This is a genomic window from Arthrobacter sp. P4_F10 (genome assembly GCF_056401435.1).
This window is the reverse complement of record NZ_JBFUJJ010000002.1, coordinates 283,280-307,232: the sequence shown is the minus strand read 5'-3', so window position 1 is coordinate 307,232 and position 23,953 is coordinate 283,280. Positions and strand designations below refer to the sequence as shown.

Genomic DNA, 23,953 nt, shown 5'->3' with positions numbered 1-23,953 from the left:
GTTTGTTGGGATCATGGGGATAGAACTGTGAGCCTGGCTCACCGCATGAAGACCATTGTGCGCGACGGCTACTTGGTTAAGTTCCTCGTGGTGGGAGGGCTTTCCTTCGCCATCGACCTCGGACTCCTGGCTCTCCTCCATGAGGTGGGCGGCGTCGATCTGTGGATCGCCACCCCGATCGCCTTCCTCACCAGCCTGGTTTTCAACTTCTTTGTCCAGAAGAATTTCACCTTCCAGTCCGGCGCCCGGGCACACGTCAGCTTCTTTAAATACGGTGCCCTCGTGGTGTTCAACGTCGTGGCTACAGACGTGATCGTCAACGTCATCGCAGATGCCGGCCAGTCCTATGCGCTCGGCAAGGTGATTTCCACCGTCGTCACGACAGTGTGGAACTTCCTGCTCTACAAGCACTGGATCTTCAAGGCCGCGCCGGCGCACGAGGGCGACACCGTCGACCTGGATGCCTCCGCCACTCCTGCCGGCGGTACCCACCACCGCAACTAGCGCRGGCTTGGCTCGGACTTCAACGGTTCCTCGAACCGGGCCTGGCTGGGGGACAGCTGACGGTAGAGCAGGACTCCCGCCAGCGCGGTCACTGCCAAATAGGCCAGGGTCAGCGGGAGCCAGCCCAGCGGGGGCTCCCACTTGGCCGCGCCGAACATGTCGCCCCAGTTGGCTTCAGTGAAGATTCCGACACCGTACCTGCGCAGGGCGTTGGCGAACACTGCGGTGTGCGCGGCCGCGGTGATCCCGATCGCCCATTTCGCGATTCTCTTGGCGAAGAGCGAATCCGGAAACGGGTGGAAGCGGAGGGCGAGTCCCGCGGCCAGCAGCATCGGGACTACCACGGGCAGAAGATACCTGCCCTGCCAGATGTAGCCCAGCTCCGAGACCACCTGCGCCTGGAGAATTGGCGGGATGGCGATGGTTGCGGCGAACAGCACGATGAATCCCAGCCGGGGTCGCCATTGTTTGATGGACACCGCTGCGACCATAAGTGCTCCGGTGAGGCAGGCCCACCAATAGAAGACGCCGGTGGGGCCGTTGGTGTCCAGCCATCCGAGCTGGGCCACGTAGGAGGCTGCGATCTCGAAGGTCCGGTCCAGCATGGTTCCGAATGCCTGCTCGGGAGTGGTGGTGCTCGGTGTTCCGAGCAAGCTGGCGAGAGTGTTGGAAGTCTTGAGCCAGAGGAGACCGCAGGCTGTTGCGAGCGCTATCAGGCCCGTCATGGCGAGGACCAGCTTGTCCTTGAGCAACAGAAGCAGGTCCCGGAGCGGGACCATGAGCAGGGCGGCAATGACCGCCAGAGCAAGCCACAGCAGTGACAGGGCGCGCGTGTTGGCCAGGACAGCGGCGGAGACCCCAACAACAATGATGTTGAACCGGAACCTGGACAGGTCCCGCGCATTTTCAAGGACCAGGCAAAGGTTGACGAACACCGCGGACGTGGTGACGATCTCCAGCGCATTCGGGTTGATCGCCCCGCTGAGGTAGAGAACCATCGGGGTAATGGCGATCCCGGCCGCCACCACGGGCCAGCGGCGGTTGGCGAACTGCGTTGTCGCGAAGAGCGTGGCGGCCAGGAACAGCGAGCACAACAGGCCGCTGAGGATCCGCATGGCATAGATGGCCGGTTCGCCGCTCAGGATCCTGGAGGGCAGGCCCGCCACGAGGTAGTAGAGCGGGTTGTAGTTGCCGGCTGATGTCCCGCCGGGCGTCGGCTGCCGCTCGGCGGCGTCTAGCCCGGGTGAACAATCGGCGGTGACGTTTACCTTGAACGCGAAACAGGTCAGCGATCCGGTGTCGGCGATGTACTTGGGCACCACGACAAGCAGTTGTTCGCCCTGGTTCTGGCCCGACGTTCCCAGGAACTGCCCCCGTGCCACTGCGGCGGCCTTGACGGTGTGGGCCGGTTCGTCGGGGTAGGACATCAGGGGCGAAGCGAGGCTCCACAGGGTGCTGAAGAGGGACAGGAGCAGGAAGATGGCGCCGAAGCGCAGGACCGGTGCGGGGATCTTCGTCTGCGTGGGCCTCTTTTCCGTGGGCTCACTTTGCATGGGCTCAGTCCTGCGGGGCCGCAGCGCTCTGCGCGAGGGAAGGCTCATGGGTTCAGTGCACCATTTCGGTATGAGAGACGCGTCCTGCGCCGTTGGAGCGCCAAGGCGGAATGCTGCCCATGAAGATTCATGCAGAACACCGCGTTGGGACGCCGGGGCCAGTCTGTCCCCCCGTCGATCGTATGGCCACGAGGCTCAGGGTTCAAAAGCGCAGTCTGAGCAACCGGTGGGTTCGGCCCGGCGGAGGCGTGAGACCCGTGAGCCTGCTGTGACCGGTGTGGCTGGTGTTGAATTGCGGCGGCGACTGTTATCCACAGAGGGCCGCCGCACCCCTTGTCCGGCCGGTCAGCGCCGCCTAGGTTTAAGCCAATTTCATCGCCTCGTCACAGGGGCGGCAGTCATATGGGGGGCCACATGGAGGCTGTACGCATTGTCGAGGACGAGGTCCGCGAACTGATCCGCCGGCGCGGCCTGGACCCCCTGCGGCAGTCCGGGGAAGTCCGGCGCCTGGTCGAAGCGGCGGTCAGCGACTACGACGAACGGGCCCTCCTGGCGCCACTGCCTCCCTTGGGTCCGTTGGAGTCGGCCCGGAGATTCGTCTTCGACGCCGTGGCGGGCTTTGGTCCGCTCCAGCCACTTCTGGACGATCCCGGCATCGAGGAAATCTGGCTCAATGCGCCGAACGAAATCTATGTGGCGCGCAACGGCGAATCGGAACTGACCTCCGTGTCGCTGACGGACCAGCAGGTCCGGGACCTTGTGGAACGGATGCTGAAGAGCTCCGGCCGGCGTTTGGACATGTCCTCACCGTTCGTGGATGCGGCCATCCCTGACGGATCCCGTCTGCACGTGGTGATCCCGGATGTTACCCGGCGTCACTGGGCCATCAACATCCGCAAGTTCGTGGTCAAAGCCAGCCGGCTGGAGCACCTGGTGGAGCTGGGAACGCTGACCCCGCAGGCGGCCAGGTTTCTCGGTGCGGCCGTCGCCAGTGGCCTCAACATCCTCGTCTCGGGCGCCACCCAGGCCGGCAAGACCACCATGCTCAATTGCCTCGCCGCGAGCATCGGCACGCGCGAGCGGGTCATCACGGTGGAGGAAATCTTCGAGCTGCAGTTGCCGCTCCGCGACGTCGTGGGTCTTCAGTGCCGGCAGCCCAACCTGGAGGGGCAGGGGGAGATTCCGTTGCGGCGGCTCGTGAAGGAGGCCTTGCGTATGCGGCCGGACCGGCTGGTGGTCGGGGAGGTCCGGGAGGCCGAGAGCCTGGATATGCTCATTGCTTTGAATTCCGGCCTTCCCGGGATGTGCACCGTGCACGCGAACTCCGCACACGATGCGGTGACAAAAATCTGTACGCTGCCATTGCTCGCCGGCGACAACATCTCCAGCGCGTTCGTAGTTCCCACTGTCGCGTCCTGCATCGATCTCGTGGTCCATTGCAGCAGGCACGCCAGCGGGCGCCGGCAGGTCACGGAGATCCTGTCACTCGGCCGCCGGGTGGAAAACGGGATCATCGAGTCTTCCATGGTGTTCACGATCTCGGACGGGCAGCTACTGCCCAAGGCCAACTCCATGCCGGCCGCGGAAAAGTTTGCCCGCTCCGGGTACGACGTCGCTGCGCTGCTGGAGCAGCGCTGATGGCGCCGCTCCTGGGGATGCTGGGCGGCGCCGGTCTCCTGCTGATTTGGTGGTCCGCCTGGGAAAAGCCTGAGCGCGCTCGGCGCAAGTCCCGGACCAGTCGGCTTGAGGACCTCTTGCGGTCTGCGGGCATCGAAAAGGTCAGCGCGGCAGGGCTGCTCGCCTCGTGCCTTGGAATCGGGGCATTCGCAACTCTCGCGTTCTACGCAGTTACAGGGTCATGGCCGATCTCGGGATGCTTTGGCCTGTTTGGCGGCTGGCTGCCGATGGCAATGGTCCGGTGGCGTGCGAGAAAGCGCACGGCGGTCCTCCGCCAGCTCTGGCCCGACGTCGTTGATCATCTGCGTTCAGCCATCAGGGCGGGCCTGTCACTGCCCGAGGCCCTGATCCAACTAGGCGACAAGGGCCCCGTGGAGCTTCGACACGTGTTTGTGGACTTCGGTTCCGACTACCGTTCGGGAGGCCAATTTGATCCCTCGCTCACCCGGCTCAAGGACCGACTGGCCGATCCCGTGGCGGATCGGATCGTCGAGGCCCTCCGGCTCACCCGGGAGGTGGGCGGCTCGGACCTCGGGCGGCTGCTGGGCACCCTCGCCGAGTTCCTGCGGGAGAGTGCCCGGACCAGGAGTGAGCTGGAGGCGAGGCAATCCTGGACCGTCAACGCCGCCCGCCTGGCCGTCGCTGCGCCCTGGATTGTCCTGGTGTTGCTGGCCAGCCGTCCTGAGGCCGTGATGGCCTACAACACCCCGGTCGGTGCTGCGGTTCTTCTGGGCGGCCTCGCCGTCTCCCTGGTGTCCTACGCCATCATGTTGCGAATCGGTGCGCTGCCGGAAGAGCAGCGGGTCCTGCGATGACGGGGCTGATGGCGGGCGCCACGGTGTGCGGGGCCGTGCTCGGGGCCGGCCTCTGGCTGTTCCTCGTCCGGCTTCCCTTCATGCGCCCAACGACGTTTATCGAACGTATCGGCCCGCAATTGAGAACCCACAACCTGGAATCCCGGCTCCTGCGCGCAGCCCCAAGGAATCTCACCCCGTTTGGGCCGCTGGAACGAATCCTCCGCCCTGCGATCCGCGACGGTGTTAGGTCCCTGGGCCGCATCAACCTTGGCGCCACGGCGTTGAACCGCAGGCTGGCGCGCGCCGGCAGCCCCAAGTCAGCAGTGGACTTCCGGGCTGAGCAGCTCCTCTGGGCGGCCGGCGGCTTTGTCCTCGCCGTCGGCGTCGTGGCGCTCGCCGGCTCGATCGGCCGCTTCAGCCCGTTCGTCGCCGTTGTCGCCGTCGTGGGAAGCGCCGTCGGCGGGTTCCTGCTTCGGGACTACCTGTTGGGCGCGCACATCAAGAAACGGGAGACTCGGATGATGGCGGAGTTTCCCAGTATCGCCGAACTCATGGCCCTGGCCGTCAGCGCCGGCGAAAGCGCCACTGGTGCGCTGGACAGGGTCTGCCGCAGCGCACGGGGTGAACTGTCGCAGGAATTTGCCCGTGTCCTCGCCGAAACGCGGTCCGGCAAACCCCTCGTTGAAGCCCTCCACGAGTTCTCGGCCAGGACCGATCAGGGGCCGCTGGTCCGTTTCGTTGACGGAATGATCGTGGCCGTGGAGCGCGGAACGCCCCTCGCCGACGTTCTCCGGGCGCAAGCGCAGGATGTCCGGGACACGGCCAAGAGGGAGCTCATGGAGTCTGCGGGCAAGAAGGAAATCGGCATGATGGTCCCGCTCGTTTTCGGAGTCCTTCCGCTAACGGTCATCTTCGCCGTCTTCCCCGGCCTGGCTGCAGTCAGTCTCGGACTCTGAAGACCTCCCGCACCACGACGACAAACAGGACGAATAGAACGAGAGGGGCCACCCGGGCCGAAAGGGCAGGACTCAAGAAAAGTCATACGACGAGGGAACAGGATACGAAGAACGCCGCGCAGGCCCCAGACCGGCCAAACCGTGGTGCGAAGCGCGCAATCGGCCAGTGAAGCGTCACGAACCAACAGAAACGAAACATTCAGGACTCCAGAAAAACAGAAAAGCCATGAAACCAAAGAACCAGGAAAGAGGACACGGTGAAGAACTTCGGAACTCGGGTGGCGTTGGTGGTCTGCGCGCTCAGCTTGTTGACCTGGTGGTCTGCCGCGTCGCGACCGCGGTTGGGGCACCACACCGAAGGGGGAGCCGACCCTTCCCAGCGCGGGGACGTCCCAGGCTGGGTCATGATCACCCTGATGTCGGCAGTCCTCGTGGCCGCCCTACTGGCCCTCGCCGGTCCTGCGCTTGAGGGACTCTTCAACCAGGCCATGGACAAGGTCGGACAGTAGCCGGTGGCAGCTCAGGGTGAGGGGAACGGGCGCCACAGTAAAAACCTGCAGCTCAGCAACGGCGTTGAGCGCGGCGCCGCCGTCGTGGACTTCGTGCTGATCGGCGCGTTGCTCAGCCTGCTCTTCCTCGCAATCGTCCAGCTCACCCTGATCCTCCACGTCCGGAACACGCTGATCGACGCCGCCGCCTCGGGAGCCCGCTATGGCACGCTGGCCGACCGCAACGACGGGGATGCCAGGGACCGGACGGTCCAGCTGATCACGGCTGCGCTCAACTCCGAGTTCGCGCGGGACGTGGCCACGAGCGAATCGACGTACCAGGGCATCCGCACGCTGGAGGTGACAGTCCGGGCCCCCTTGCCCGTCATCGGGTTCATCGGTCCCCGGGCGCTCTTGGAGGTGAAGGGCCATGCGGCCATCCAGCCGTGAACGGCCACGGTCAGGGTCACAGTCGGGGTCACGGTTCCGTCCCGTCCCTGCTCTCCCCGTTGCCGACGGCGCGGGCCGGCTCTCCCGGAACCCTGGCCTCTCCCGGAACCCCGATCTCTCCCGGAACCCCGGGGGCAACCCGGACCACGGCACCTGCCCGGAGGACGCCATCTCGCCGGAACAGGGGAGTGCCGTGGTCGAGTTCGTCTTTCTCTCCGTGCTGCTGATGGTGCCGCTGGTGTACTTCATCATCACCGTGGGCCAGATCCAGGGTGGCTCGTTCGCGGTGGTCGGCGCCGCTGACCAGGCCGCCAAGGTCTACGTTGCCCAGCCAGACGCGGCAAGCGGCCAGGCCGCTGCGGAGCAAGCCGTGGTTCTGGCGCTCGCCGACTACGGCCAATCGGCGGAAAACGCCAGCGTCGACACCCGCTGCGAGCCGGCCGACTGCCTGGCCCCCGGCTCGGCGGTGACGGTCACCGTCCACCTCACGGTGCCCTTGCCGTTTGTGCCCTTCACCGATGCACTTCACCTGAACGCGAGCCAGCTCAGCGCATCGGCAACCCAGCTGGTGGGCAGGTTCCGGTGAGAATCCCTGCAGGCGCCGTCCGCCACCCCGGGGCCCGGCACTTCGGATACCAGCCCCGAGCCCGCCGGCAAGAGGGCCAGGTGCTGGTGCTGAGCATCGGCTTCATAGTGGTTGCCCTGCTGGTCGCGACCGTCGTGATGGCCGCGTCCAGCGTCTACCTCGAACACAAGAAGCTGCTCTCCCTCGCGGACGGCGCCTCGGTGGCCGCCGCGGACAGCTTCACCCTCGGCCAGCTGGGCAACGCCGGCGGCACACCGTCGGCCGTCCTGAGCGGGGCGAGGGTGCGCAGCGCCGCCGTCGACTATCTGGGCCGCAACGGCGCGTTCGGCCACTTCAGCGGCCTGACCGTGGCGCCGTCCACGGGCAGCCCGGATGGTGCCACCGCCGTCGTGGTGCTGAGCGCGGCCGTCCACCCGCCGGTGGTGAACTTCCTGGTGCCGGACGGCATCCGGATCGAGGCGACGTCGACGGCGCGGTCCCGCCTCAGCCGCTGAGCTGCCCGCGTCACTCCTGTTGCCCTATCAGTAAATGCTGCCAAACAGGCTTTTAGGCAACTCAAAGTGATAGCGCAACCAGTGATAAAGGCAACTCAAAGTGATACGGCAACCCGGGCGGGTCAGGGGGCTAGGACACATAGCGTAGGCTTAAAAAACCATGGCAAACATTGATTTTCCCGCTGAAATCCGCGCGCTGCGGGCCACCTATGCGTCCATCGAGAACGTCTCGAACGTCGAGGCGCTCAAGGAAGACATCGCCGAGCTCAGCGAGCGGGCCGGTGAACCCAATCTGTGGGACGACCCCGCCGCCGCACAGGTCATCACCTCGAAGCTCTCGCACAAGCAGACCGAGCTGGAGCGGCTCAACAAGCTCGTGGCCCGGATCGACGACCTTGAGGTCCTCGTAGAACTCGGCCAGGACGAGGACGACGCCGACTCCATGGGCGAGGCCGCCGCGGAGCTCGAATCGGTCCGCAAGGCGCTCGCCGACCTCGAAGTGGTCACCCTGCTCTCCGGCGAGTTCGACGAGCGCGAAGCCGTGGTGACCATCCGGGCCGGCGCGGGCGGCGTGGATGCTGCGGATTTCGCCGAAATGCTGCTGCGGATGTACCTGCGCTGGGCCGAGCGCCACGGTTACCCGACTACCATCATGGATACCTCCTATGCCGAGGAGGCCGGGCTGAAATCCGCCACCTTCGAGGTCAAGGCGCCGTACGCCTTCGGCACGCTCAGCGTCGAGGCCGGCACGCACCGCCTGGTCCGGATCAGCCCGTTCGACAACCAGGGCCGGCGCCAGACGTCCTTCGCGGCCGTGGAAGTGATCCCGCTGATCGAACAGACGGACTCCATCGACATCCCGGACAACGAGATCCGCGTTGACGTGTTCCGGTCCTCCGGCCCCGGCGGCCAGTCGGTGAACACCACCGACTCCGCCGTGCGCCTGACCCACATCCCCACCGGCACCGTGGTGTCCATGCAGAACGAGAAATCGCAGCTGCAGAACCGCGCCGCCGCCCTGCGCGTGCTGCAGTCCCGCCTGCTGCTGCTGAAGAAGGAACAGGAGGACGCGGAGAAGAAGGCGTTCGCCGGCGACGTCAAAGCCTCGTGGGGCGACCAGATGCGCTCCTACGTCCTGAACCCGTACCAGATGGTCAAGGACCTGCGCACCGAGCACGAGGTCGGCAACACCTCAGCCGTGTTCGACGGCGAAATCGACGACTTCATCGACGCCGGCATCCGCTGGCGGACGGACAACCGCAACGCCGAGAAGTAAGCTCGACGCCCCGGCCGGAACCCCGGCTGGCAGGTCCCTGACAATCGCGCGACACGCCCCGCCGTTCCGGCGGTTCCGCCGTTACCCGTGCGTATAGTCGAGGGGCCGGAGCTCTACTTCCCCCAAACGAAAGCCCTTGCCCCGGCGGCAGAACCGGGCCCTCGCGGCCCCGTCTTGCAGGGTACTTAGGGCCATGATCCGTTTCGAAAATGTCACCAAGGTCTATGACCAGAAGGCGCGGCCGGCGCTGGATTCGATCAACCTTGAGATCGACCGTGGCGAATTCGCCTTCCTCGTCGGTGCCTCCGGCTCCGGCAAATCCACGTTCCTGCGCCTGGTCCTCAAAGAGGACCGCGCCTCCTCCGGCGCCGTCTACGTCGCCGGCCAGAACGTCGCCAACATCTCCAGCTGGCGGGTGCCGCGGCTGCGCCGCGGAATCGGCGTCGTCTTCCAGGACTTCCGCCTGCTGCCGCAGAAAACCGTCTTCGCCAACGTCGCCTTCGCCATGCAGGTCATCGGCAAGAGCCGCAGCGTCATCCGCGACACCGTCCCAGAGGTCCTGAAGACCGTGGGCCTGGAAGGCAAGGAAAACCGCCTCCCGCACGAACTCTCCGGCGGTGAGCAGCAGCGCGTGGCGATCGCCCGCGCCGTCGTGAACCGTCCCGGCATCCTGCTGGCCGACGAGCCCACCGGAAACCTGGACCCCACCACATCCATGGGCATCATGGGCGTGCTGGACAAGATCAACCAGAACGGCACCACCGTGGTGATGGCCACGCACGACGACGACATCGTCAACGAGATGCGCAAACGGGTGGTGGAACTCAAGAACGGCGTCGTGATCCGCGACGAGGCCAAGGCCCTCTACACCTCCATGATTCCCGTGGTGGGCCAGTCGCGCCGCCTGCGCGACGCCAGCGGCCGGGACGAGCCGCCGGTTGTCCCGCCCCGGGCCGGGTCACGCGCCGAAGCCCGCGCCGAGGTCCGCCTTGCTGGGGAGGGACAGGCGTGAGGCTTGCATTCGTCTTGAGCGAGATCGGCAGCGGCCTGCGCCGCAACCTGTCCATGGTGATCTCCGTGATCCTGGTGACCTTCGTGTCGCTGATCTTCGTCGGCGCCGCCGGCATGCTGCAGCTGCAGATCAACCAGATGAAGGGCTACTGGTACGACAAAGTCCAGGTGGCCATCTTCCTCTGCAGTGACGGTTCGACGGCGACCGGCTGCGCCACCGGCCCGGCGACGCCGGAGCAGGAGGACAACCTGCGCAAGCTGCTGCAGTCGCCCGCGGTGGCCCAGTACGTCAACGACTTCCAGTACGAGTCCAAAGACGACGCCTACAAGCACTTCAAGGAACAGTTCTCCAATTCGCCGATCGTTGACTCGGTAACCCCGGACCAGCTTCCGGCGTCCTTCCGGATCAACATGAAGGACCCGGAGAAGTACGAGATCATCAGCGAGACCTTCTCCTCCCAGGCCGGGGTGGAGACCGTGATCGACCAGCGGCAGCTGCTGGAGCGGTTGTTTTCGGCCATGAACGCGGCGTCCCTGGTGGCCGTGAGCATCGCCGGCGTCATGATCATTTGCGCCATCTTGCTGATTGCGACCACCATCCGGCTCTCCGCGTTCAGCCGCCGCCGGGAAACAGGGATCATGCGCCTGGTGGGCGCGTCCAAGATGGTCATCCAGCTGCCGTTCATCCTCGAAGGCGTCATCGCCGCGGTGATCGGCGCGGCCCTGGCCTCAGGCACGCTGTGGGCCGTGGCCCACTTCTTCCTCGGCGAGGTCATGTCCAAGCAGTATCCGGACACCGCCTTCATTTCGCCCGGGCAGACCCTGATCCTGGCTCCTGCCCTGATTGGCCTGGGCGTCGTCCTGGCCGGAATTTCCTCCCTGCTGACCCTCCGCCGGTACTTGCGGGTCTAGCTTTGCGCAACGAAAAGGGAATGCTTATGACACCGATGGCCCGCCGCCCCGTACGGCAATCGCTCCGGCTTCGCTTGGTGGGACGCCGCAGCCGGATGATCAGCGCCACCCTGGCGCTGGTCCTGGCCGGGAGCATGGGAGCCTCGAGTCCGGTGGCATTCGCCGACGACCTTGAGGACCAGCAGGCCGCGCTCCGCGACGAAGCGGCCCGGGTCCAGCATTCCCTCGAATTCGTGGACGGCCGGATCGCCCAGGCGGCGGCGGACCTGGTCCTGTACCAGGGCCAGCTCCCGGGTGCCCAGCAGGCCCTCCTGGACGCCCAGGGCCGGGTGGCCGGAGCGGTCCAGGAAGTCCAGGCCCTCGCGGCCCGCGTGGACCTGGCGCAGCAAAACAAGGCAAAAATCACGCTGCAGCTCGAATCGGACAAGCAGAAGATTGCGGACACCCGGAAGCTGATCGGGCAGATCGCCACACAGGCGTACAAGTCCGGCGGCGTCCCGTCCAACCTGTCCTTGTTCTTCGGCTCGAACCAGGGCAGCAGCCTGACGGACACCATCGACCTCGCGGACCAGGCCCTGCGCAGCCAGAACTCCGCGATGGACAAGCTCACCCAGCAGAACGCCACGAACGTCAACGCGCAGGCGCGGCTGGCGGCCGTCGAGGCCGAGATCACGGACCTCAAGGCCAAGGCCGACGCCGCGCTGGCCCGGGAAAAGGCGGCGCGGGACGAGGCCCAGGCCAAGAAGGCCGCCGTGGACAAGCTGATCGCCGACACCACCCGGCTCGACGCCGAACTCCAGGCCGCCAAGCCCGGCATCCAGAACCAGCTGGCAAAGGTCAAGGCGCAGCAGGACGCCGTCGCCGCCGAAATCGCCGAACGCGACCGGAAGCTGCGTGAGGCCTGGGAGGCCGAGCAGCGGCGCATCGCTGATGCCGCGGCGGCCGCCGCCCGCGCGCGGGGCCAAGCCACCCAGCCCTATGTCCCGCCGGCCCAGGGCTCACCGTCGGCCTTTGGCCTGCAGCACCCGTTCCCGGGTAATATTCCGATCACCTCCGGGTTTGGCTGGCGTCCGACGCCGGCGGGCACCATCGACTTCTACGGCCAGGGCGGCTACATGCACACCGGCATCGACTTCGGCGCCCCCTGCGGCACGCCCGTCTACGCCGCGGCGGCCGGCACCGTCTTCTCGGCCGGCTGGGCCAACGACGGCGGCGGCAACAACGTCAAGATCTCCCACGGCGTCATCCAGGGCAACTCCCTGACCACGATCTACTACCACAACACGTCCGTGGCGGTCTCGGCCGGCCAGCACGTCAACCGGGGGCAGCTGATCGCCTATTCGGGCACCACCGGCAACTCCACCGGCTGCCACTCGCACTTCGAAACCTGGCTCAACGGCCGGGCCGTGAACCCGATGAACCTGCTGTAGCCAGTCCGGTGGCCGGCGCTGCAGCATCTGCGCCGGCCGCCGCCCTGCCGTAAACTGGAAAGACTCCGCACCATCAGGCCGGAGTGAACCACCAACAAAACCTAGGAGTCCTACCGTGCCCAAAGAAAGTGGCCGTAAGGTAGTGGCCACCAACCGCAAGGCCCGGCACGACTACCTCATCCTTGACACCTATGAGGCCGGCATTGCGCTGATGGGCACGGAAGTTAAGTCCCTGCGCGAAGGCCATGCCTCGATGGTTGACGGCTTCTGCACGTTCTACAACGACGAGCTGTGGATGGAGGGCATCCACATCCCCGAGTACCACCAGGGAAGCTGGACCAACCACGCCGCACRCCGCCGCCGCAAGCTGCTGTTGCACCGCGAAGAGCTCACCAAGATCTCGCACAAGATCCGCGAATCGGGGTTCACGATCGTGCCGCTGCAGCTGTACTTCGTGGACGGACGCGCGAAAGTCGAAATCGGCGTCGCCCGCGGTAAGAAGGAATACGACAAGCGCCAGACCTTGCGCGAACAGCAGGACAAGCGCGAGGCGCAGCGGGTCATGCGCGAACGCAACCGCCGCTAGCCGCAACGGGCCGCTGGGAATGTTTCCTGGAGGCGGTGCGCTATGATTGGTAGTCCGGGAAGGATCCGAAAGTGTCCGGTCCGGGTTTGATAAAAAAATACGGGGATGATCGGTTTCGACGATGTTAGTCGCGACAGGTGAAGCGGGCCGAGGATGCAGAATTATCTCGTAAACGCTGTCTGCAAACCAATAAGTGCCGAATCAAAACGCACTGACTTCGCTCTCGCTGCCTAAGCAGTAAGACAGTCCGTCAGCCCGAGGTTGCTATTGCCCCGGATCCTGGCGTCATTTAGATAGCCACTGCTGTTTACCTCCGTCATCGGGGTAAACGGGACTCTTAGATGACTGGGCCCGGATCAGCCAGCTGTTTGTAGCATGGCTGGGGCCGAGAAAATCCAACGCAAACTGCGCCCGGAGAAGCCCTGACAACACGACATCGGACGGGGGTTCAATTCCCCCCATCTCCACTAGAGTTAGCCCCTAGATCCTTGTGATCTAGGGGTTTTCTTTTTGCCTGTTGGCGGGACGGCCCATTTTGTTGGCGAGAAACGGCACCGATAGGGGACAGGCATGGAAGCAACACGGGACGGAACGGTACAGATCGAACTAGCGGGGGAGCGCTACGAGGCCGCCCGCGGCTGGCTGTCCTTCCTGACAAGGCGCTCGAGCTGAAGGCGTTCCTTGATGCCAATGGGAACAGCTACAAGCTTGCAGCCACGGCGAAGGTCCGGAAGGACTCCACGGCGCCGACCGTCTACGAAGTCGTGGTTCGGCACTTTGATCTGCTCCGCAAGCCGCAGCCCGGCACGATCGCGAAGTATCGGAAGATGGCTGCCGCGCACGTCGCCTCCAGCGACCTCGGCCGGACGCCGTGGACAAGGTCAACAAATCCGCCGTCATCGACTGGCTAGACGGACTCACGGTAGAGCAGGGCGCCAACCAGACCAAGGGGCAGCCGCTCTCGCGTAAGACCAAGCAGAACATCCACGCGCTGCTCTCCGCCGCGTTCGTTACCGCCATGGATGCCGAGACCATGACCCGCAACCCGGCCAAGGGGGTGGCCGAGGCCGATCTCAACGAGGCGCGGGAAGCCGTCTACCTCTCGCCCGAGGATCTAGTCATGCTTGCCGAGCGCATCGACCCGCACTACTCCCTCTTTATCCGCTTCCTGGGCGGCACGGGCCTCCGGTACTCCGAAGCAACAGCGCTGCGCCGGCGGGACATCACAATCCGGGACGGGCGCGCCGCGGTGCGCGTCAGCCGGGCATGGAAGTCCAAGGGCAAGGGCGAAGAGATCGGGCCGCCGAAGACGAAGAAGGCCAACCGCACCGTGACCTGTAACGCGAGCCTCTCCGCCGCTCTCGCGGAGCGCCTGCAGGAGATTGGGCTCGATGACTTCGTGTTCCACCGCCCGGACGGCGACTACGTCCGCAACTCCCGCTTCCACAAAGAAGTCTGGCAGCCGCTCATGGGGGAGCTGGTCGGCAAAGAGCTGGACCGCAAGCCTTGGATACACGAGATCCGGCACGCCCACACCACGCACCTGCTTGACGCTGGTGTCCCCGTGCACGTGGTGCAGGCCCGGCTGGGGCACGAGGACCCGCAGACCACGCTGCGGGTCTACGCGAGACTGGCCAAGGCATCCGACGCCGCCGCGGCCGACGCCCTCGGCTGATCGCCCCGCGTCGCTGCTAAGGGCACGGTAGAGGACGCCATTGCGCCATCGCAACTTGGTGCGGGGTTCCTGTACAGACATTGGGTACTTTGCGCACACAGTCCGTAAGGTATGCCTATCCGAAATGAATGAAAGGCACGCGCATCATGAGCAAGGGGACACCTACCCGGTCGATCGGGATTGACGACGAACTCTGGGAGGAAGCCAAAGTAGTCGCCGCCCGGCGCTCAGACACGGTCACGGAGGTTATTCGAGGAGCCTTGCAGAGATACGTCGCTGAGGTGTCTTCGGCGCCGGGGCGACGCGCCAGGCCGCAAGCCGACTCCGATTCTGGCCCGCGATTCCTGTCGGTCTTCGAAGCGACCACAACAACCAGGGTGCACCTCGACCGCGCTGACACGGGGGACCACGGACGTACCTTCGAGCCGGGCTTGTCGGTCACGGCCGTCCCGATGGGCGGCCAGCTTTGGCACCTCAGCGCCGTCGCGGAAGGCTACGTCTGGGTGGGCCTCGGGTCGTCGCAGGAAATCGTGGCCACGACGCTCCTGACCACGATCAAAGGGAACGACATTTCTTAGCTCGGCCAGCTAGCGGCCCAGCCAAGGCCTCCGACGGTGCTGCTGCGGACGCGCTCGGCTAGTGGCAGTATGAGCGCATGGTGGACATCATCGAGTTTCTGGAAGCGCGGCTGGACGAGGACGAAGCCGAGTCACTGGATTCCCTCCAGCACGAGCCCTACCCCGAGAGTTGGGCGAACATCATCGCCATGCGGATCCTGCTCGAGTGCGCCGTCAAGCGCAAAATCATCGCGCACTTCAACCGCATCGACTGGGACTTCGAACCAGCAGGAGACCAGGACTACATGGAGAAGTTCCTGTTCATCATCGCCGAGCCGTACATGGACCACCCGGACTACCAGCCGCGCTGGCGCCAATAGGACTGCTCAGGGACCGGCCGCCGGGCCGTCGGTCGCCGAGTCTAGACTGGATCGAGACGGGACATCGGGCTTGCATGCGCGCTTTGGCGGGGACGCGGCCCGCACGCTGGACCTTCCGCACCCACACGAGACTAGCTTGGAGATCACCAGTTGACGCTCATAACCGTCGCCGCTAACCCCGATTTCATCGTTCAGCTTTCGGACCGCCGCCTCAGCACGTTCTACCGCGGTGCAATGGGGGTTTATAGCGAAGACGCAACCAAGGTGACATACATTCAGACGCCAACCTTTCAAGCCTTGATGGGGTATACCGGACTGGCCATTATCGGGAAGAAGAGCCAGCCGACGATTCAAGTCCTCATGGATCTCATGTATGAGGCTCTTGAAGAAGCCGAACTCGACTTCGGTGTTGCCGTTGAAAGGTTTCGCCTCCTCCTCACCGCGGCCTGGAACGAGCCGAGGATCCGGCACCTTGGACCGGCCACTGCCCGCCTCAGCATCGTCCTGACTGGATTCCAACTCTTTGGAGAGGGGAAGTACAAAGGTCCCTACCAGTGGCTAATCACGAACTACCAGGAGTTGGGCGGAAAAAAAGATCACGAGCTGGCATGGCCGGAGTTCCAGAGTTATGTCCGGGCACCGCAGGATGACTGGCCGATGTGGATTTATCGGATCGGAGAGCATCGCGCCCTACCGACCAGCGAGGCAGAAACGATCCGAGAGCGTCTGGCTGAGGGGATACCACCTCAAGCAGTTAAGGACTCAATGCTGAATCTCCTTCCTCGACAGTCGGCCACCCACCCGATAATCGGCACGAGGGCGAACGCCGTTACTCTTCGACCATACGGAGAGCCGGAAGGCAGCTACCACTCCTACGATGGTGGAGTCCACGACATTGGATCCTTCGACAGAGTTGTGGTCGAGGCCCCAGGCGAAATGTTCATGGTCTCCAGCCTGACTGTGAAACGGGCCTCTCCGGGTGCAAAGTTTGTCACTGAGGTTCCAATGCGTCAGCCCTGCCCTTGCGGCAGCGGACTAGAGTATCGGCGCTGCCACGGCAAGACCCCGTTCAAGGCCCCCGAAATCACGTTCCGGGCCGCCAAATGAATCTGCTTCATGCGCGTTGCCGGCGTCAGTAAGGTCTCCTCGGGCAGGAAGCCGGGGAGCCGGTTTCCCCACTTGATGGCGCACAGTTTTTCGGGGCAGCGCCGGTATTCCTCGATGTCCCATTCGGATTCGGTGACGCGTCTGACGTTGCCGGCCGGAACCCATGCCCAGTGCTTATGGTCGTCATCATCAGTCCATGAGACAAGGACGTTGGAGGCGTTCCAGCGCTCGGCGGAGGCGTAGACGTCCACCGTGCCGCCGGCGGCCAACGGGACACGGGCCATCACCCTTGGGTAGTTCCCGTACTCCCACGACTTCGTCTCCTCCGCCGAGTGACCCGCCGCGGACCTGAGGTACTCGTAGGTCTGCCCGTCGAGGGTGAACGATGCCATGCCGTCATCGTAGTGGGACCCAGCCGTATATCAGCTGATGACGGAAGGCATGTGGTGAACACCAAGTCTTTCCTCAATGCTGTGGCAAACCTGCAGCAATTTGGTGCTGAACAGTGCGGGGAGCCGAATAGGCTCTTACGGTCATCGGAATGCTCCGCCTTCGAAAGGACCTCATGGACCGCCGCAAATTTCTGACCGTGCCTTTGGCTGCACTCGCGGCGCCGGGTGCGCTTCTCGCGGCCAACGCGAGTGCCAGCCACGCGGCAACGCCGGCCCTGAAGGGCATCGGCTACTCGAACAGCACCGACCTCGCGAGGGCCCAGATCAAGATGCTGAACGTCGCCTGGCACTACAACTGGGAACCGTACTGCAACCTCACGACCCCGCCTTGGACGCCGATGGTCAAGAACGCCAAGCGCTTGGAAGAAGGCGCCATCGCCAAGATCATGAGCGGACTGCCGCAGACCCAGGCCAAGCACCTGCTCGGCTTCAACGAACCCGACCACACGGCGCAGGCCAACATGAGCGTCGACCAGGCGATCAGCCTGTGGCCGCAACTTCAAAAGACCGGGCTCAGGCTCGGCTCGCCCGCGGCGGTGAATCCCACCAGCCCGTGGCTGTCAGACTTCATGGCGAAGGCCAAGAACAAGGGCCTGCGCGTGGACTTCATGACCATGCACCGCTATGCGTGGCCCAACGTCGAAGACTTCCTCGCCAATGTCACCGGCCTCTACGAGAAGTACGGGAAGCCGATCTGGGTGACTGAATATGCGGTCGCGGACTGGCAGGCCAGCTCAACAAAACCCAGCCGGTACAGCCGGGCCACGACCGAGTACTTCATGAAGGCCACGGTGGCAGAGATGCGGAAGATGCCCTACGTCGAGCGCTTCGCATGGAAGAACCGGCCCATCACGGACCCGGTGATGGGCAACTCCGCACTCTTCGACACGCGAGGCTGGCGGACGTCCACCGGCAAACTTTACGCCTCGTTGTAGGGGGATCGGGAAGAGGGGCTGTAGTGGACACCACTGCAGCCCTTTTTCGTGAGGCCATTTCCGCGGGCCTGGTTGCGTTCTGATCAGGGCTGCCGACTCATTTGACGGCCGAAGGTTGTACGGTTATTCTAGCTTCGCAGAGCTACATCTCGAAGCGGCTCCGTGATGAGGTCGCTTTCACGGCCAACGACGTCGAAGACATCTGCGAGGTCCTGGGCGAGGATTTGCTGGGGCTCGTGGCCGGCGCGGTGCGAGCCGCCGGCCTCACCAGGAACGGCCGCCAGCGCTAGACCCGAACACGCAAAAAGAGCCCCACCGAAGACTCCTTGTGCAGGAGGTCCGGTGAGGCTCTTTTTGGTGGATTCTTTGTTGGCGCCGCCAACACGACCTAGAACGACGTGAACAAAACATGGGTAAGAACTGCGGAATGTAGAGGGAGCCTAGCTACAACGGTTGTCCAAAAAAGTAGCTAAACGGGTTTTCAATTCCCCCCATCTCCACATCGGAGCCCCGGCAACGGTGCTCCACCCCGTATTGGGTTCACAGAACTCCCCGCTGACTCCGGTTGGCGGGGAGTTCTGTGCGTTAAGGGCGGTCGCTGCAGCGGGCGGTGCACCCGATACACGGTCAGCGTGCCGTGGCAGACCGGAGAAACCCGAATGCCCTTCCATGTCGCGGACAAATTCTCCATACTTGGCAATCATGCAGATGGATGCAGCGAAACAAAACCACTATCACCCGTCCCCGCGCGACTGGTCGGACCAGGTGATCTATTTCCTGCTGATAGACCGTTTCTCTAACGAACTGGAGGACGGCTACAAGGACGCCGCCGGGCAGATCGTGCGGGGCAGCACGCCGCTGTTTTCGCCGGGGGACGCGAACAATGCCGTGCAAGCCGCGACTGATATTCAGAACTGGGAGAACGCGGGAACCCAGTGGCTCGGCGGGACTCTGAAGGGGATACAGTCCAAACTCGGCTACCTGAAGAGGCTCGGGGTCACCGCGCTCTGGATCAGCCCCATACTGCGGCAACGCCCCGGCGTGGATGACTACCACGGCTATGGCACACAGAACTTCCTCGACGTTGACCCCCACTTCGGCACAGCCCGGGACTTCAAAGAGCTGGTCACCGCCGCCCACGACGCCGGGCTCTACGTCATCCTCGACGTCATCCTCAACCATTCCGCGGACGTGTTCGAATACAACACCGTCGATCCCGCCACAGGGCAGCCCTACATTCCAGACTGGACCGGCGCCACCTATCCGGTCACCGGGTGGCGGGACCCCGGCGGCGTTCCCAGCCTGCCGTTCCCCGCGCCGGTTAATCCCCCGGATATGGACAGCGCGGTGTGGCCGAGTGAACTCCAGACCGACGGCGCCTTTACCCGCAAGGGTCAGATCGTCCACTGGGACGATCCCCAGGAGACAACCGAGGGGGACTTCTTTGGGCTGAAGGACATCCATCAGGGAACCGGGCCGGTGGACGGGTATGAGCCCTCGGCAGCCTTCCAGACCCTCGTCGAGGCATATCAGTACTGGATCGCCGACGCCGACATCGACGGCTTCCGCGTGGACACGGTCAAGCACATGGACCCCGGCGCCACGCGATACTTCGCCTCCGCCATTCATGAATTCGCCCAGACCATCGGCAAGGATTCCTTTTTCCTGGTCGGAGAAATCACCGGGAGCCGGGAAGAGGCCATCAGGCTCCGGGACCTGACCGGGCTCGATGCTGCCTTGGGCTTGGCGGACGTGCAAGGACGAATGGTCGATGCGGTCAAGGGCTGGAGCGACCCCGCCGAATACTTCGATCTCTTCCGCAACTCGATCCAGGTCGATAAAGCGACCCACACCTGGTTCCGCAACCACGTCGTCACAAGCTTCGACGACCACGACCTGGTCCGCCAAGGGAAAAGCTACAAGGCACGGTTCGCCGCCGATCAGGACGGCCGGGCCCTGGAACTCGCCGTCCTTGCCCTGAACGCCACCACGCTGGGCATCCCGTGCATCTACTACGGCAGCGAGCAGCGATTCGACGGGAAATTTCCGCCTGAGGTCATTCCGCGGCCCACGGACGACTTCAAGGCAGACCGGTACATCAGGGAAGCAATGTTCGGCGGCCCCTTCGGATCGTTCCGTAGCCGCGACAGGCACTTCTTCGACGAGTCGCGGGACAGCTACCAGGAACTTGGGAAAATCCTTGCCGTTCGGAAGCGGGAGCTCGCGCTCCGGCGCGGCCGGCAGTACCTGCGCCCTATCTCCGACGACGGCGTCACGTTCTGGTACCCGGAACGCGTCGGCGCCGGGAGGATGACATCAATCGTGGCCTGGAGCCGGATTTTGTCGGACAGAGAGGTTGTCTGCGCCATCAACACCGATTGGGCGGCCCGGCGGACAGCATGGGTGACCATCGATGCCGGCCTGCATTCGGCCGGCGACAAGTTCGTGTGCCTCTATTCAACGGACGAGAACACGGTGGGCTCGCTGGTAGCCGCTGAGCCGCGGAACGGCTTGGCGATCAGGATCGACGTTCCCCCGGCGGGCTTCGTCGTCATGGCGCCGTAGATAGTTCTCATGCCTAGATGGGTCCCATGAGAGAGGGAAGGGAAGTGTCTTCTGACATTTCCCTTCCCTCTCGGCTGCCCGGCGTTAGATGCGTGCGTTACATGTCTGCGTTACATGCCAAGGATCTTCGCCTTTTGCGCCACGAACTCTTGCTCCGTGAGTATCCCTTGTTCCTTCAGCGCCCCGAGTTGCTTGAGCTGCTCGAGGGCTTCGTTTGAGATGCCGCCACTGGGGGCAGGGGGAGGGGGCGGCGGCTGCTGGTAGACAGGCTGCTGGTATGCGGGTGGTGGCGGTGGTGGGGGTTGCTGCTGGGCCATCTGCGCATCGTAGGCCTCCTGCTGCTTGGCCGCGGTCGCGGCGTCCTTCTCGGCGAACTTGTTGGCTTGCCGGCGCTGGACGCGGCCACTGACCGCACTGGCTGTCCCGGCAACGACCGCCGTCCGCCCTATACCCCTAAGAAGTCCCATAATTTTCTCCCGTCGGATCGCTTCTTATGATGTGTCAGGTCTTACGCGTCAGGTAACGGCGCCGCGGCAGGTGCCGGCGACTCGGCGTCGCGGGCCTCGAGGGCGTCGAGGGCTTCCATCACGTCCGGCGCAGGGATCCGGGTGCTCGCGATGAGTTCGCCCCCGCTGTCGCGTACCGCCGCCACGAACGGTGCCGCCCAGATGTTCTCGTAGACAATCAGCGCGGCAACCGTCCCTGGGAGAAGCGCGGCCGATGCCTCGGCGATATCGTCATCGCCCAAAAGCCCGGTCTGCGCGCCGTCGAAGTAGGAGAACCCCGCCGCCGGACCACCTGGGTCGGTAAGTTCGAGCACCTCGACAGTGCCGTCGTCATTCTTCATGACGACGAGGAGATCGAATAGGCGGATCACGCCCTGCTCGACGAGCTTGACGAGTTCCTCACTCGCCCGTCCCGTCAGTCCCGCCACGGGGAACTCGAGGAGTACGAAGTCGACCGGCCCGTGGGCCTCAGTCTCCGGTGTGGTTGTCACTGGTATTCCTCCGGTCTGTGTCGAGCACGCTGTCTGGCGCACTGGTCTTAGTGTGGGCGGTCCCTGCCGGGGCGTCACCACCCGCGTCGAATGATTCCGGTGCCGGGCCGGGCGGCCAACAGGTGGAACTGCTCAATAGCTGGAACGGCCTCGCGCGGACAGGGCCACGGAATCGGGGACATGACGGTTGGATCCCAAGACCACTAAAGCGCCAACGGGAGTCCCGCCGCATCATCCGTTTCGGGTGAGCCCCAATGCCCCCGGGGCCCGGCAAACGAACAAGTTAGGGGACACAGCAAGGGGCCGGAAGCAACGGCTTCCGGCCCCTTTGAGTGTTCAGCGCTTCTTGATGTGTGCCACTGGATCGGTGTGGGCATCAACGATGTGCTTCGCCTTTTTCTCGGCCCGTTTTTCCTTGATCGTTTTAACCGGCTTTTTCGACACGCTTTGGTGCGGCGTCTTGTCAGGCATGGTGCTCTCCCTCACGGCAGGGGCCCGGAGTAGCCCCGTCTTTTAAGCTACGCCTCGGGAACCGCGGCGTCCACGATCCCTGCGAAGCGGCTGCCGACGCCGTCGTACACACTGCGCACGAGCCCGGGGCCGAGGACGGGGATGTCGCGGGCCTCATGGTGGGCGCAGCAGACATAGGTGAAGTCCGGCCACCATTTCTTGGGCCGTGCGGCTTCGGAGAATCCGCAGACGGCGCAGGTGATCTGGACCCAAATGGGCCGCTTGCCTGTCCGGTTTGCCTTGGACTGGACCAGCCATGCCGGGGGGTTGTCCAGCAGCTCGCCGAGCTCGGCCTCGGACAGCCGGGAGGGGATGCCGTGACGGTGCGCCATCTCCAGGGGAATGTCGAGGATCTGGGCTGCTTCACGTCGGGTAACCATCCTTCAACGATACGGGAACGACGGCGGCCCGGAGCCACCGGGACGCCCCGGTGTAAGGCTCGACACACTCGCTCGCGGGCCCGGTCCTGGCCGGGCTGAGGCAGGCCATCAGCGGGCTGGGGGAGTCTTAGCCGGCGAGGAAGAGTCCGAGGGCCGCGGCCGCGAGGCCCGCGATGAGATTCGAGCCTATGTTGAGCGCCGCCGCCCGGTAACGGGTTTCGCTGACCAGACGGACCGTTGCTGTGGTCCATGAGCTGAAGGTTGTCAGGCCGCCGGCCAGCCCGGTCGCGATGGCGGCGTGCCAGTCGGCTCCCAACTCCAGGTGGCCGGTCAGGCCCACGGACAAACCGATGATGAACGATCCGGCGACGTTGACCGCAAACGTTGCCCACGGCCAGTGCGGACGGGAACCTTGATGGTGCGCAAACCAGGAGTCGACGGCGAACCGCAGCAGTGCTCCCGCCACCCCGCATAACCCCACCACGAGCGCGGTCATCATCGGGCACCCCCGCCGAGGTCGGCAATCGCTTTGCCGGTTTTCCAGCCGGCGGCCGCGGCCCCGAGACCGAGGACGAGCGAGAGCCCGAGGTAGGCCAGCCATGTGGCGTGGAACCCGGCGCGGATCTGCTGGTCAAGGACTATCACGAGCGCTGAAAAGGTGGTGAAGGACCCCAGGAGGCCAGGACCGATACCGGCACGCAGCCAGAAGGCCGTCTGTGGCCGCGCGATCCAGATGGTGGTCAGGGTGGCCAGGATGAAACTCCCGGCCACGTTGATCGCCAGCGTGGTCCATGGCACCGCGCCGGCGCTTTCGGGAAAAATCAGGCCGGCGCCGAACCGCAGCTCAGTTCCGATCAGCCCGCCGACGGCGACGGCGGACCAGGCTTTCCAGCCCGGCACGCCGGGGCGCGGCGCGGCCCGGCGCTCGTCCAGCACGCTCTTCACTCAGCTCACTTTTCACTCATGGGCCGGTAACGCTGCAGCCTGCGTGCGCGGCGTCGCTGTGGACCCAGAGGGCCGAAGCGACTTCCTCGGCAAAATCGAATTCCCGCGGCTCCGCGGCGGAACCGATCCGCACCACGATCGGGCCGCCGAACGGCCTCCGGCCCACCACCTCCACTTCGGCGTCGAGATCGATGTCCTCGGCGGCGAGGTAGCGCAGGAGCTCCGGGTTCTCGTCGCTGATCCGCGTGATCCGGCCGGTATGGCCGTCGTCGAGTTCGCTCAGCCGGTGGGCGGCGGGCACCAGCACGGAGCCGTCCGCGGCGGGGATGGGATCGCCGTGCGGGTCCCGTGTCGGGTTTCCCAGCTTGGCGGCCATCCGTTCAATGAAGGTGTCGGAGACGGCGTGCTCAAGGAGCTCTGCTTCGTCGTGGACCTCGTCCCAGCGGTACCCGAGCTCCCGGACGAGGAAAGTCTCGATCAGCCGGTGCCGCCGGACCATGGACAGGGCGAGCCGGACGCCGTCGCTGGTCAGCGTGACGGCGCTGTAGGGCTTGTGGTCTACGAGGCCCTGGTCCTTGAGCTTGCGGACCATTTCCGAAACCGAGGAGTTGGCGACGCCAAGGCGTTGCGCCAGCTGCGTGGAGGTGATCGGCTTCCGCTGCCACTCGGTGAACGAATAGATGACCTTGACGTAGTCCTCGATCGAGGAGGAGGGCGTACTGGTCTTCAC

The 23,953-nt window shown here is 64.7% G+C and carries 29 protein-coding genes and 1 other RNA gene; 21 read left to right on the top strand and 9 right to left on the bottom strand.

The window, feature by feature from the left end:
* Positions 1-45: 45 nt before the first annotated feature.
* Positions 46-504, top strand: coding sequence for a GtrA family protein (locus tag AC1DR1_RS04350; RefSeq protein ID WP_229994920.1), 459 nt, complete (start codon positions 46-48; stop codon positions 502-504).
* On the opposite strand, the gene AC1DR1_RS04345 is transcribed toward AC1DR1_RS04350, so the two are convergent.
* A complete protein-coding gene (locus tag AC1DR1_RS04345; protein WP_476992226.1) occupies positions 501-2,057 on the bottom strand; it encodes a DUF2142 domain-containing protein in 1,557 nt (518 codons plus the stop codon). The genes AC1DR1_RS04350 and AC1DR1_RS04345 overlap by 4 nt on opposite strands.
* Before the next feature lie 414 nt (positions 2,058-2,471).
* On the opposite strand from AC1DR1_RS04345, the gene AC1DR1_RS04340 reads away from it, so the two are divergent.
* From AC1DR1_RS04340 to AC1DR1_RS04260, 17 genes are all read left to right on the top strand, one after another.
* Complete coding sequence (locus AC1DR1_RS04340; protein WP_229994922.1) at positions 2,472-3,695, top strand: TadA family conjugal transfer-associated ATPase; 1,224 nt, start codon at positions 2,472-2,474, stop codon at positions 3,693-3,695.
* The gene (locus AC1DR1_RS04335; protein ID WP_229994923.1) at positions 3,695-4,549 is read left to right on the top strand and encodes a type II secretion system F family protein; all 855 of its coding nucleotides are present in this window, start codon (positions 3,695-3,697) and stop codon (positions 4,547-4,549) included. The genes AC1DR1_RS04340 and AC1DR1_RS04335 overlap by 1 nt, the downstream gene beginning before the upstream one ends.
* Entirely contained in the window at positions 4,546-5,487 is a 942-nt protein-coding gene (locus AC1DR1_RS04330) for a type II secretion system F family protein (RefSeq protein WP_229994924.1), read from the top strand. The genes AC1DR1_RS04335 and AC1DR1_RS04330 overlap by 4 nt, the downstream gene beginning before the upstream one ends.
* A gap of 257 nt (positions 5,488-5,744) precedes the next feature.
* Positions 5,745-5,996 carry a hypothetical protein gene (locus tag AC1DR1_RS04325; RefSeq protein WP_229994925.1) on the top strand — a complete coding sequence of 84 codons (252 nt, stop codon included), beginning with the start codon at positions 5,745-5,747 and terminating at the stop codon, positions 5,994-5,996.
* 45 nt (positions 5,997-6,041) lie between these two features.
* Positions 6,042-6,425, top strand: a complete 384-nt coding sequence (locus AC1DR1_RS04320; RefSeq protein ID WP_229994936.1) for a TadE family protein — start codon at positions 6,042-6,044, stop codon at positions 6,423-6,425.
* The gene (locus tag AC1DR1_RS04315; RefSeq protein ID WP_229994926.1) at positions 6,406-7,011 is read left to right on the top strand and encodes a TadE/TadG family type IV pilus assembly protein; all 606 of its coding nucleotides are present in this window, start codon (positions 6,406-6,408) and stop codon (positions 7,009-7,011) included. Before AC1DR1_RS04320 ends, AC1DR1_RS04315 begins: the two co-directional genes overlap by 20 nt.
* Complete coding sequence (locus AC1DR1_RS04310; RefSeq protein ID WP_356815791.1) at positions 7,008-7,505, top strand: pilus assembly protein TadG-related protein; 498 nt, start codon at positions 7,008-7,010, stop codon at positions 7,503-7,505. Before AC1DR1_RS04315 ends, AC1DR1_RS04310 begins: the two co-directional genes overlap by 4 nt.
* Before the next feature lie 160 nt (positions 7,506-7,665).
* Positions 7,666-8,781 (top strand): peptide chain release factor 2, encoded by a 1,116-nt coding sequence (gene prfB, locus AC1DR1_RS04305; protein WP_018775243.1) that lies wholly within the window; start codon positions 7,666-7,668, stop codon positions 8,779-8,781.
* 193 nt (positions 8,782-8,974) lie between these two features.
* Complete coding sequence (gene ftsE / locus AC1DR1_RS04300) at positions 8,975-9,793, top strand: cell division ATP-binding protein FtsE (RefSeq protein ID WP_229994927.1); 819 nt, start codon at positions 8,975-8,977, stop codon at positions 9,791-9,793.
* A complete protein-coding gene (ftsX, locus tag AC1DR1_RS04295; RefSeq protein ID WP_229994928.1) occupies positions 9,790-10,704 on the top strand; it encodes a permease-like cell division protein FtsX in 915 nt (304 codons plus the stop codon). Before ftsE ends, ftsX begins: the two co-directional genes overlap by 4 nt.
* A gap of 26 nt (positions 10,705-10,730) precedes the next feature.
* The gene (locus AC1DR1_RS04290) at positions 10,731-12,134 is read left to right on the top strand and encodes a peptidoglycan DD-metalloendopeptidase family protein (RefSeq protein ID WP_476992249.1); all 1,404 of its coding nucleotides are present in this window, start codon (positions 10,731-10,733) and stop codon (positions 12,132-12,134) included.
* 115 nt (positions 12,135-12,249) lie between these two features.
* The gene (smpB, locus tag AC1DR1_RS04285; RefSeq protein ID WP_476992225.1) at positions 12,250-12,720 is read left to right on the top strand and encodes an SsrA-binding protein SmpB; all 471 of its coding nucleotides are present in this window, start codon (positions 12,250-12,252) and stop codon (positions 12,718-12,720) included.
* Positions 12,721-12,821: 101 nt separating this feature from the next.
* Positions 12,822-13,190, top strand: a transfer-messenger RNA (tmRNA) gene (ssrA, locus tag AC1DR1_RS04280).
* A 401-nt stretch (positions 13,191-13,591) separates the two neighbouring features.
* The gene (locus AC1DR1_RS04275; protein ID WP_229994929.1) at positions 13,592-14,395 is read left to right on the top strand and encodes a tyrosine-type recombinase/integrase; all 804 of its coding nucleotides are present in this window, start codon (positions 13,592-13,594) and stop codon (positions 14,393-14,395) included.
* A gap of 146 nt (positions 14,396-14,541) precedes the next feature.
* Positions 14,542-14,973, top strand: coding sequence for a hypothetical protein (locus AC1DR1_RS04270; RefSeq protein WP_476966387.1), 432 nt, complete (start codon positions 14,542-14,544; stop codon positions 14,971-14,973).
* Between the two features lie 77 nt (positions 14,974-15,050).
* A complete protein-coding gene (locus AC1DR1_RS04265; protein WP_229994931.1) occupies positions 15,051-15,332 on the top strand; it encodes a DUF6221 family protein in 282 nt (93 codons plus the stop codon).
* Between the two features lie 150 nt (positions 15,333-15,482).
* Entirely contained in the window at positions 15,483-16,439 is a 957-nt protein-coding gene (locus AC1DR1_RS04260; RefSeq protein ID WP_229994932.1) for an SEC-C domain-containing protein, read from the top strand.
* On the opposite strand, the gene AC1DR1_RS04255 is transcribed toward AC1DR1_RS04260, so the two are convergent.
* Positions 16,343-16,831, bottom strand: coding sequence for a hypothetical protein (locus AC1DR1_RS04255; protein WP_364745912.1), 489 nt, complete (start codon positions 16,829-16,831; stop codon positions 16,343-16,345). The genes AC1DR1_RS04260 and AC1DR1_RS04255 overlap by 97 nt on opposite strands.
* 149 nt (positions 16,832-16,980) lie before the next feature.
* Here AC1DR1_RS04255 and AC1DR1_RS04250 point away from each other — a divergent pair, with 149 nt between their 5' ends.
* The 3 genes from AC1DR1_RS04250 (at position 16,981) to AC1DR1_RS04240 (ending at position 20,391) form a co-directional block, all read left to right on the top strand.
* Entirely contained in the window at positions 16,981-17,826 is an 846-nt protein-coding gene (locus AC1DR1_RS04250; protein WP_229994934.1) for a glycosyl hydrolase, read from the top strand.
* Positions 17,827-17,927: 101 nt separating this feature from the next.
* Entirely contained in the window at positions 17,928-18,116 is a 189-nt protein-coding gene (locus AC1DR1_RS04245) for a hypothetical protein (RefSeq protein WP_476992224.1), read from the top strand.
* Between the two features lie 412 nt (positions 18,117-18,528).
* Positions 18,529-20,391, top strand: coding sequence for an alpha-amylase family glycosyl hydrolase (locus tag AC1DR1_RS04240; RefSeq protein ID WP_229994935.1), 1,863 nt, complete (start codon positions 18,529-18,531; stop codon positions 20,389-20,391).
* Between the two features lie 110 nt (positions 20,392-20,501).
* Here AC1DR1_RS04240 and AC1DR1_RS04235 read toward each other — a convergent pair whose 3' ends face one another.
* From AC1DR1_RS04235 to AC1DR1_RS04205, 7 genes are all read right to left on the bottom strand, one after another.
* Positions 20,502-20,858 carry an SHOCT domain-containing protein gene (locus AC1DR1_RS04235; RefSeq protein ID WP_364745915.1) on the bottom strand — a complete coding sequence of 119 codons (357 nt, stop codon included), beginning with the start codon at positions 20,856-20,858 and terminating at the stop codon, positions 20,502-20,504.
* A 41-nt stretch (positions 20,859-20,899) separates the two neighbouring features.
* Positions 20,900-21,388: a DUF6325 family protein gene (locus AC1DR1_RS04230; RefSeq protein ID WP_229995339.1), complete on the bottom strand. Its 489-nt coding sequence runs from the start codon at positions 21,386-21,388 to the stop codon at positions 20,900-20,902.
* A 336-nt stretch (positions 21,389-21,724) separates the two neighbouring features.
* On the bottom strand, positions 21,725-21,859 hold the full coding sequence (locus tag AC1DR1_RS04225) for a hypothetical protein (protein WP_290369394.1): 135 nt from the start codon (positions 21,857-21,859) through the stop codon (positions 21,725-21,727).
* 47 nt (positions 21,860-21,906) lie between these two features.
* A complete protein-coding gene (locus AC1DR1_RS04220; protein WP_229995340.1) occupies positions 21,907-22,278 on the bottom strand; it encodes a hypothetical protein in 372 nt (123 codons plus the stop codon).
* 127 nt (positions 22,279-22,405) lie between these two features.
* Complete coding sequence (crcB, locus tag AC1DR1_RS04215) at positions 22,406-22,774, bottom strand: fluoride efflux transporter CrcB (RefSeq protein ID WP_229995354.1); 369 nt, start codon at positions 22,772-22,774, stop codon at positions 22,406-22,408.
* Positions 22,774-23,223 (bottom strand): fluoride efflux transporter FluC, encoded by a 450-nt coding sequence (locus tag AC1DR1_RS04210; protein ID WP_476966386.1) that lies wholly within the window; start codon positions 23,221-23,223, stop codon positions 22,774-22,776. The genes crcB and AC1DR1_RS04210 overlap by 1 nt, the downstream gene beginning before the upstream one ends.
* 16 nt (positions 23,224-23,239) lie before the next feature.
* Entirely contained in the window at positions 23,240-23,953 is a 714-nt protein-coding gene (locus tag AC1DR1_RS04205) for a metal-dependent transcriptional regulator (RefSeq protein ID WP_229995342.1), read from the bottom strand.